Here is an 8266-nt window from a genome sequence, read left to right as displayed (position 1 = left end):
CCTCAAGCGATACATCGCCCGAGACCTCTACCGCCGACTTGAAAACCCACCACTATCCACTTGACGCACCATAGGAGCGTCGTCCGGCGACCGGCACGTACGGTAGAGGCGATCTGATCGTCGCCGGGGCCTACGACTCCTCGGCCCCGCACCCTGAGGAGTCCCTCCATGGAGCTCGCCCTGCTCGCGATCGGCGTCGGCCTCGGAGTCGGGATCGTGGTCGGAGCCCTCGGAGCGGGCGGCGGCATCCTCGCGGTCCCCGTGCTCGTGTTCCTGCTCGGCATGCCCACGCATTCCGCGACGGCATCGAGTCTGATCATCGTGCTGATCACCGCCCTGGTCAGCCTCCCGCACCACGCCCGGCACGGGAACGTGGAGTGGAAGAACGGCCTGGTCTTCGCGGGCGTCTCGGTGGTCGGCGCCGTCGTCGGCTCGCGCCTGAGCGCCCTGGTGCCGGCGCCCGTGCTGCTCACCCTGTTCGGCGTGATGCTCGTGGGGGTGGCGATCGCGATGCTGCGCCGGGCCCTGCGCACCCGCCGGGACGAACGGGCCGAGGCGATCGCGCACGGCACCCCCGCGGAGCTCGAGGCCGAGGAACCGGTCGCCGTGCACGACGACCCGGTGCTGGATCAGCCTGGCCCCGACACCGTCGAATCGGCCGACGGGATCCAGCGCCACCACGGCGAGCCCGAGCTGCCCACGACCCCGGCCGCGTCGGCGTCCCCGCGCCTGCCGCTCGTCATCGCCGCGGCGACCCTCACCGGCTTCCTCACCGGGTTCTTCGGCGTGGGCGGAGGCTTCATCGTGGTGCCGATGCTGGTGATCGCCCTGGGTCTGGCGATGCGTCGCGCCTCGGGGACGAGCCTGCTGGTCATGGTGATCGCGACCGCCACCAGCCTGCTGGCGCGCCTGGGCACCGACGTGCACGTGGACTGGACGATCACGCTGATCTTCGCCGCCGGCTCCGCGGTGGGCGGCATCCTCGGCGGCCCCCTGTCCACGAAGGCGCGCCCCTCGACGCTCACGCTGCTGTTCTCGGTGCTGCTGGGCGGCGTGGCCGCCGTGACGCTGGCCCAGACCCTGCTGGGCTGACACCGCGGGCTGCCCCCGCACGCAGCTCCTCCCGCCCCCCCCATGTGGCCTGGTGCGTCGGAATGGGTGGGCGATACCGACGCACGGCACCGTATGGGCCCTGCGTATCCCACGTCCCGGGGGCGGGCGGGGATCGCCCGGCCCGCAAAATCGCTCGTGGTCGGCCCGGTGCCGTGGAAGTGTGCACCCATGAGCACACCTGATCCGTCCTCTGCCCCGTCCACCACGCCCCCAGCCACCCCCGCGGTCGATACCCGTATCGAGCCTCCGCTGTTGTCGGGCGATCGTGAGTCCCTCGACGGCTGGCTCGACTTCTACCGCGAGACGCTGCTGCGGAAGATCGATGGGCTCGACGCCGAGCAGCTGTGTCGGCGCTCGGTCCCGCCGTCGGACCTGAGCCCGATCGGGCTCGTCCGCCATCTCACCGACGTCGAGGCCTACTGGCTGCGTGAGGTGCTGCTCGACGAGGCACAGCCGGATCCGCACTGCGACGATGACAACCCCCACGGAGACCTCGATGACGTCGACCCGGCAACTGCGCTCGACGACATCGAGGCGTACCGCCGCGAGATCGAGGCCACCCGTGCGGCGCAGGCGAGCTGGAGCGACCTCGACGGTCCCGTGCGAGGACTGGTGAACGGCAAGCAGGCGAACCTGCGCTGGCTCATCTCCCACCTGATCGAGGAGTACGCCCGCCACCTGGGCCATCTCGACCTGCTGCGCGAGGCGATCGACGGCGGCACTGGCTACTGAGGACCGGGTACTGAGGGCGGGGCGGAGGGGACGTCACCGCAGGTGCGGGGCTCGTGCCGGATACTGGACGGCATGCCCGACATCTCCGCGCCGCGAGCTCCCGTTCTGACCCATCAGGTCACGCTGACCCTCCTCACGGTCGATGACGCCCCGGCGCTCACGGAGCTCGAGACCCGTAATCGCGAGCAGCTGATGGTCGGCGCCCCCGCTCGGTCGGAGAGCTGGTTCACCGAGGCCGGACAGCGCACCGCGATCGCCCACGCCCTCGCCGACCGCGAGGTCGGCCGCAGCCTGCCCCTCGCCATCCGGCTCGAGGAGAAGGGGACGACGCGGATCGTCGGCCGGCTCAACCTCTCGGGCATCATCCGCGGCGCGTTCGACTCCGCCTCGCTCGGCTACTGGGTCGACGACGACGTCACCGGGCGGGGCATCGCCACCGCGGCGGTGCGCAGCGCGATCGCGGTGGCCTTCGGCGGCCTCGGCCTACATCGGATCCAGGCGGAGGTGAAGGTCGGCAACGATGCCTCGGCGCGCGTGCTCGAGCACTGCGGCTTCGCCGAATACGGTCTGGCGCCCTCCTACCTGCGGCTCGGCGGGGAGTGGGCGGACTGCCGCCTGTTCCAGCTGGTCGACTCGCGATGGCGGCCGACGGATCCGTCGTCGGCCCCACCCGCCGGAGAGCTCGTAGTGGGCCCGGAGGTGCCGGCTCTGCAGGAGGTCCTGGACCTCTACGACGCGGTGGGATGGGGCGCGTACACCGAGTCACCGTCGACGCTGCTGCGAGCGCTCGCCGGAAGCGCCCACGTCGTCACCGCACGCCGCGACGGCGAACTGCTGGGCCTGGCCCGAGTGGTCGGCGACGGCGCCACCATCGCCTACCTGCAGGACGTGCTCGTGCGGCCCGACGCGCATCGGGCCGGCATCGGCCGACGCCTAGTCGACGCGGCCTTCGCCCCCTTCGCCACGGTGCGACAGCAGGTGCTGCTCACCGACGCCGAGCCCGGCCAGCGCGCCTTCTACGAGTCGCTCGGATTTATCGAGGCCCACGACCACGATCCGGAGCTGCGCTCTTTCGTGCGTCTACAGTGACCGTCATGGACATCGCCGTGCTCGGAGCAGCCGGAACCCTCGGCCACCATCTCGTCACCCATCTCGAGGCCGCGGAGCACACCGTGCGCGCCCTCGGCCGACGCACCGGGGTGGACGCCGTGACCGGCGACGGCCTCGCGGAGGCACTGCAGGGCACCGACCTCGTGATCGACGCGATCAGCACCCCTTCCCTCAGCTCACGCCGCGCCGTCGCGACCCACACGCGGGCCGCCGGGAACATCGCCCGCGCCGCCGAGCAGGGCGGAGCGCGCCGCGTCCTGTGCGTCTCGATCGCCGGCGCCGCGGATCCCGAGGTGCACAAGCACTTCGCCTACTACCGGGGCAAGGCCGCCCAGGAGGCCACCTATCTGGACGCGGCCCTCCCGGTCACGCTCGTGCGCTCGACGCAGTGGTTCGAGATCGCGGGCCTGCTGCTGTCCCAGGCGAGCTTCGGCCCCGTCGCTCTGCTGCCCACCATGCGCATGGCCCCCGTCTCCGCGGACAGGCTCGCGGCGCGGATCGCCCGAGAGGTCGAGGACAGGGCCGACGACGACTCGGCCGACCGCACCTTCGCGCTGCGCGGCCCCAAGGAGCTCACCTCCGCGCAGCTCGTGCGGCGCATCCTGGCGCGTCGCGGAGACATCGACGGCAGGTCCCCGCGCCTGGTCGCCGAGCTCCCGTACCTGGGCTCGGCCATCGCGGGCGGCGGGCTGATCCCCGCCGACGCGGAGGTCGACGACATGGATCTCGAGGAGTGGCTCCGTACCTCGGCGTGACCGCTCAGGCGCCTGAGCCACCGACCACGATGCGCACCGCGTCATCGATCAGGCGGGCTGCGGCGCGCGGTGCGAGCTGAGAAGTCGTTTGACCTGCCACGACCAGGGCCGGAGCATGGCGCCATGGGCATCATTTCTGAGGGCTTCGATCAGCAGGCGGTCATGGACTTCATCGTCCGCCAGCAGCAATCCGCCGACACGGCATGCGCCTATCTCGGCACAGAGCCGTCCGACATCCGGGGTGACCTGGAGGCGCTGGACCAGCACTGGACCGAGACGGTCCGCGTGGCGGTGTCGGATACCGGGCGGATCATCGGTGCAGCGGTCATCGAATGGGACGAGGGCCTGGATCGCTCGTGGGTGCATGGGCCCTGGGTCGGCGAGGGCGAGTGGCGCTCCGTGAGCCCCGCTCTGCTGGAGGCGGTCACGACACAAGCCCCCGTAGGACGCCATGAGATGTATGCGAGCGTCGACCATGGCGAGATGGCCTGGCTCGCGTCCCACTGCGGATGGCGGTCAGGTGAGGCCAACTTCGAGTATGCCCGCACGTCTTCTGTGCCGACGGGGGACATCGACCCGGCGATCCGGCCCGCTGTCCTCGCGGACGAAGCAGCCATCCGGGAGCTGCATGATCAGGAGTTCCCGGGAACCTATGCCCGTGCTGCGGAACTGGTGAGTCCCGATGGCCCCTATTCAACACTGGTCATCGCGCCTGAAGGCAAAGTGCTCGGCTACGTGGCTTTCCAGCTGCAGGGCGAGTCCACCCTCTACCTGGACTTCATCGCCGTCCACACGGACGCGCGCCGGGCGGGCATCGGGGTCACGTTGATCGACGGTGCGCAGCAGAGCTCCGGCCGGGAGCGAGTGGTGCTGACCGTCGATGAGCATCGCCCGGAGGCACGGGCGTTCTACGCCTCCCTCGGTTTCGAGCTTGAGGCGGCGACGCGGCCTTACCGCATGAGCCCTTCGACGAGCAGCATGGGATAGGGATGGTCAGCACACCGAGCGAAGCGCTGAGGGCGCCGTCCGAGCGCTGCTGAGGGTCGTCGAGCGAGCGTCGGTCGTGGTTGGCCTTTAGGACCCCGTACCGACCACGATGCGCACCGCGTCGTCGATCAGTCGGGCCGCGGCGCGGGCGGTGCGGCCGTCGATGTCCAGCGAGGGGTTCAGCTCCACCACGTCGAGCAGAGCGAGCTTCCCGCTGCCGGCCGCAGCGTGCACGGCCGCCGCGATCAGCGGCAGCGGCACCCCGTAGGCCGCCGGCGCCGAGACGCCGGGGGCGGTGGCGGCCGGGAGCACGTCCAGGTCGATGGTCAGGTACAGGATGTCCAGGTCAGCGGCGAAGTCTGCGACGAACTCGCGGATCCCGTCGGCCCCCGCGGCGAGGCACTGCTCGTCGGTCCACCACTGCACGCCCAGCTCCTGGGCCCTCGCGAAGAGGGCGCCGGTGTTGGAGGGCTCGGCGATCCCGAGCACGGCGTAGCGCAGGTCCCGCCCGGCGGCCCGCTCGGCGGCGGCCATCTGGGCGAAGGGGGTGCCGGAGGTGGGGCGGGGCTCCTCGCGCAGGTCGAAGTGGGCGTCGAGGTTCAGCACACCCCAGCGCTGCCCCGCGCGCGGGCCGAGACCGGAGCCCATCAGCCCGCTGTACGAGGACCAGGCGGTCTCGTGCCCGCCGCCCAGCACCACGGCGAGGCGTGAGCCCGCGCGATCCAGGGCGTGCGCGGTGAGGGCGGCGGCGTCGGCCTGGCCGCTCTCGAGGTCCTCGCCCACGGTCACCGCATCGCCCAGATCGTGCAGACCGACCTCACCGCGGGCGAGCGGCCCGTGCAGGGCGAGCGGGGCGAGCGCTCCGCGCAGGGCCGCGGGGCCGTCGGCGGCTCCGACCCGGCCGCGATTGCGGCGCACCCCCTCGTCGGAGCGGAAGCCGAGCAGCGCGACGTGCGGCGCCGCAGGATCCGCGTCGGCCGCCCCCGGCGCCACGACCTGCACCGTCTGGTGCCAGCGGGCATGCTCGGGGCCGTCGCCGTCGTGCCGCCCGGTCCAGGGGCTCTCGCGGTGCGCAGAGGTCGTCATCGGGGCTCCTCGTCGGCGGGTCAGGGCGTGCGATCGTTCCATCATGGCACCCGCCGCGCCGCGCGGAACGGCGCGTCGAGAGCCACCGTCCGGCCCACCGGACAGCTCCGGTGGCATCCTTGCCGATCATGACACCCCCGAAAGTCCCGGCGGCGGACGCGACGCTGCGCCTGCTGACCTTCCTCGCCTCGCGCCGCTCCCCGGTCGCCGCCGTGCGCCTCGCCGAGGAGCTGGACCTGCCGCGCTCGCGCACCTACGACCTGCTGGCGACCCTCGTCGAGCACGGCTATGTCATGCACCTGGGGGAGGAGCGGCTGTACGGGCTGGGCCCCGCCGCCCACGAGCTCTCCGGCGCCTACCTGCGCCAGGAGCCGCTCGCGCGCATCGGCCGACGGGTCATCGAGGCGATGGTCGACGAGATCGGGGAATCCGGCCACCTCGCGGTCCTGCACGGACGCGATGTGCTCTACGTGGTCGAGGAGCGCGCCCGGAACCGGCCCAGCCTGGTGACCGACGTCGGTGTGCGGCTGTCCGCGCACCTCACCGCGAGCGGCCGCGCGATCCTCGCCGAGCTGCCACCGGCGCAGCTGCGCGCCCTGTTCGGCCACCAGGGGGATTTCACCTCCCGCACCGAGGCGCCCGGCCCCGAGACGCCGCGCGCCCTGCGGGAGCTGCTGGCCGGGGTGCGGGCGGACGGCATCGCGCACGAATCCGGGGCGGTCACCGACGAGCTGGGCTCCGTGGCCGCCGTGGTGCGCGACCACACCGGCTGGCCGGCGGCGGCCGTCGCGCTGACGTTCGTCGAGGCGAGGGTGGACGACGAGCTGCGCGAACGGCTCGATGCCGCGGTGCGGCTCGCGGCCGACGAGATCACCCGTCGCCTGCTGGGCCGGCGCTCGGGACACCCCTCCACCGAACCCTCTGCTCTGCAGTGAGTGCGGCAGCAAGTGCGGCGTCAGGATGCGCCGCATGCCGCAACTCGTCCGGTCCGGCTCAGCCGCGTGCAGCAGAGGATGATCGCCCGGCGACTGCGGAAGAGTCCCGTTCCCGCTGATAGCGTGCGGCGCACTGCAACTCCACCGCAACTCCGGAGAGAAGGTGCCGACCGTGGCTGCTGACAGTGAACAGGGCGAACGGGATGAGCAGGCCGGGCAGGTTGATCGGCGCGAGCGGGGGAACCGGCGCGAGCGGGAGTACCAGAGCGGGCGGGCCGGGCAGCGCGGTCGGGACAGGCTGCGACCCCGGGCGAAGCAACCTGCGCCGAACACGCGGAGCCAGCACGACGAGCGTGAGCACCTCGGCGAGTCCGACGAGCCGCTCGAGGACAAGCTCGTCGAGGAGTTCCGCGGCACCGTCGAGGAGGGCGCGAACCGCCTGAACCGCACCTGGCGCGCGCTGGTCATCACCGGGCTGTTCGGCGGGATCGACGTGGGCATCGGTCTTCTGGCGATGCTCGCGGTGCTGGATGCGACCGGGTCGAAGCTGCTCGGCGGGCTCGCCTTCGGCATCGGGCTGTACGCCCTGCGTCTGGCCCACTCCGAGCTGTTCACCGAGGACTTCCTGGTGCCGATCAATGCGATCGTGGCCGGCCACGGCACCTGGGGGCAACTGGTGAGGTTGTGGACGGTGACGCTGGTGACGAACCTCGTGGGCGGCTGGGCGTTCGCCTGGGTCGTCGTGGCGGCCTTCCCTGCCTTCGACGACGTGCTGATCGAGGCGGCCACCGGGTATATGGACAAGGGACTGACCGTCGAGACCGCTGCGCTCGCGCTGCTGGCCGGCTTCACCATCACCCTCGTGACCCGGATGGCGCAGGGCTCCACCGAGGGCATCGCGACCATTGCGAACTCCCTGATCAGCGGCCTTCTCGTGGTGGGTCTCGGCATGCTCCACGGCGCCCTGAGCTCGGCCGTGATCTTCGGGGCGATGCACGCCGGGGCGGACATCTCCTACCTGTCCTGGCTCGTGTGGTTCGCCTGGGTGATCCCGCTGAACATGGCCGGCGGCCTGCTGATGCTCACCCTCCCGCGCCTCGTGCGCACCTGGGAGCTCGTGCGCGAGGAGCGGGACGCGCTGCGGGCGACCGACGGGCAGTAGCGCAGGCGCCCGTCCCCCGCGGGTACTCGACTCCCATGGGCAGCTGGCGACCGAAAGGGATGGCTGAACCGCTGGTCAGCGCCAGCCGACACTCGATGCGCCTCAGTCCTGACCTCGGTGGGGCGGTCTTTTGATCCCTTTGGATATGAGCCCTTCGCTTTATACTCTTTATATGTCGCGCAATCTGTTCAAGCCATCATTCGGAACCTACCCGCACCTCCTGGTCGGCCGCGATCAGCTGCTCGACGAGTTCGAGGACGCCTTCGACGGGATCCTCGACCCGGCCGGTCTGACGGTCCTTTTGTGGCTCTTCGCGGTTCGTGGTGAATGACCCTGCTGTGGCGGGTATTCACGCTACGGTTCTCGCGGCGCTGGTGAGCAGGATA

Annotated in this window: 9 protein-coding genes; 8 read left to right on the top strand and 1 reads right to left on the bottom strand. The window is 71.4% G+C overall.

Annotated elements, in window-relative coordinates:
* Positions 1-168 precede the first annotated feature (168 nt).
* The 5 genes from ABD093_RS18575 to ABD093_RS18555 all read left to right on the top strand — a co-directional run bounded on the left by ABD093_RS18575 (position 169) and on the right by ABD093_RS18555 (position 4697).
* On the top strand, positions 169-1092 hold the full coding sequence (locus ABD093_RS18575) for a sulfite exporter TauE/SafE family protein (RefSeq protein WP_193118522.1): 924 nt from the start codon (positions 169-171) through the stop codon (positions 1090-1092).
* 189 nt (positions 1093-1281) lie between these two features.
* Positions 1282-1845 (top strand): DinB family protein, encoded by a 564-nt coding sequence (locus ABD093_RS18570; protein ID WP_343926393.1) that lies wholly within the window; start codon positions 1282-1284, stop codon positions 1843-1845.
* Between the two features lie 72 nt (positions 1846-1917).
* A complete protein-coding gene (locus ABD093_RS18565) occupies positions 1918-2934 on the top strand; it encodes a GNAT family N-acetyltransferase (RefSeq protein WP_343926391.1) in 1017 nt (338 codons plus the stop codon).
* Between the two features lie 5 nt (positions 2935-2939).
* Entirely contained in the window at positions 2940-3710 is a 771-nt protein-coding gene (locus tag ABD093_RS18560; protein ID WP_343926389.1) for an SDR family oxidoreductase, read from the top strand.
* A 162-nt stretch (positions 3711-3872) separates the two neighbouring features.
* On the top strand, positions 3873-4697 hold the full coding sequence (locus ABD093_RS18555) for a GNAT family N-acetyltransferase (protein WP_343926387.1): 825 nt from the start codon (positions 3873-3875) through the stop codon (positions 4695-4697).
* An 87-nt stretch (positions 4698-4784) separates the two neighbouring features.
* On the opposite strand, the gene hutG is transcribed toward ABD093_RS18555, so the two are convergent.
* Positions 4785-5783, bottom strand: coding sequence for a formimidoylglutamase (hutG, locus tag ABD093_RS18550; protein ID WP_343926385.1), 999 nt, complete (start codon positions 5781-5783; stop codon positions 4785-4787).
* Positions 5784-5911: 128 nt separating this feature from the next.
* Here hutG and ABD093_RS18545 point away from each other — a divergent pair, with 128 nt between their 5' ends.
* The 3 genes from ABD093_RS18545 (at position 5912) to ABD093_RS18535 (ending at position 8211) form a co-directional block, all read left to right on the top strand.
* Positions 5912-6718 carry an IclR family transcriptional regulator gene (locus ABD093_RS18545; protein WP_343926383.1) on the top strand — a complete coding sequence of 269 codons (807 nt, stop codon included), beginning with the start codon at positions 5912-5914 and terminating at the stop codon, positions 6716-6718.
* Positions 6719-7016: 298 nt separating this feature from the next.
* Positions 7017-7880 (top strand): formate/nitrite transporter family protein, encoded by an 864-nt coding sequence (locus ABD093_RS18540; RefSeq protein ID WP_193118573.1) that lies wholly within the window; start codon positions 7017-7019, stop codon positions 7878-7880.
* Positions 7881-8052: 172 nt separating this feature from the next.
* Positions 8053-8211 carry a hypothetical protein gene (locus tag ABD093_RS18535; protein WP_343926381.1) on the top strand — a complete coding sequence of 53 codons (159 nt, stop codon included), beginning with the start codon at positions 8053-8055 and terminating at the stop codon, positions 8209-8211.
* The last annotated feature ends 55 nt before the right edge of the window (positions 8212-8266 follow it).

Origin of the sequence: Brachybacterium tyrofermentans, assembly GCF_039526165.1 — a bacterium.
Taxonomy (GTDB): domain Bacteria; phylum Actinomycetota; class Actinomycetes; order Actinomycetales; family Dermabacteraceae; genus Brachybacterium; species Brachybacterium tyrofermentans.
Note: the sequence above shows the minus strand (reverse complement) of the source record. Positions and strands in the feature narration are given on the sequence as shown.

Coding starts and splice junctions, on each gene's coding strand:
- ABD093_RS18570 (WP_343926393.1), top strand. CDS start 1,282: ATGAGCACACCTGATCCGTCCTCTGCCCCGTCCACCACGCCCCCAGCC.
- hutG (WP_343926385.1), bottom strand. CDS start 5,783: ATGACGACCTCTGCGCACCGCGAGAGCCCCTGGACCGGGCGGCACGAC.
- ABD093_RS18555 (WP_343926387.1), top strand. CDS start 3,873: ATGGACTTCATCGTCCGCCAGCAGCAATCCGCCGACACGGCATGCGCC.
- ABD093_RS18575 (WP_193118522.1), top strand. CDS start 169: ATGGAGCTCGCCCTGCTCGCGATCGGCGTCGGCCTCGGAGTCGGGATC.
- ABD093_RS18560 (WP_343926389.1), top strand. CDS start 2,940: ATGGACATCGCCGTGCTCGGAGCAGCCGGAACCCTCGGCCACCATCTC.
- ABD093_RS18545 (WP_343926383.1), top strand. CDS start 5,912: ATGACACCCCCGAAAGTCCCGGCGGCGGACGCGACGCTGCGCCTGCTG.
- ABD093_RS18535 (WP_343926381.1), top strand. CDS start 8,053: ATGTCGCGCAATCTGTTCAAGCCATCATTCGGAACCTACCCGCACCTC.
- ABD093_RS18565 (WP_343926391.1), top strand. CDS start 1,918: ATGCCCGACATCTCCGCGCCGCGAGCTCCCGTTCTGACCCATCAGGTC.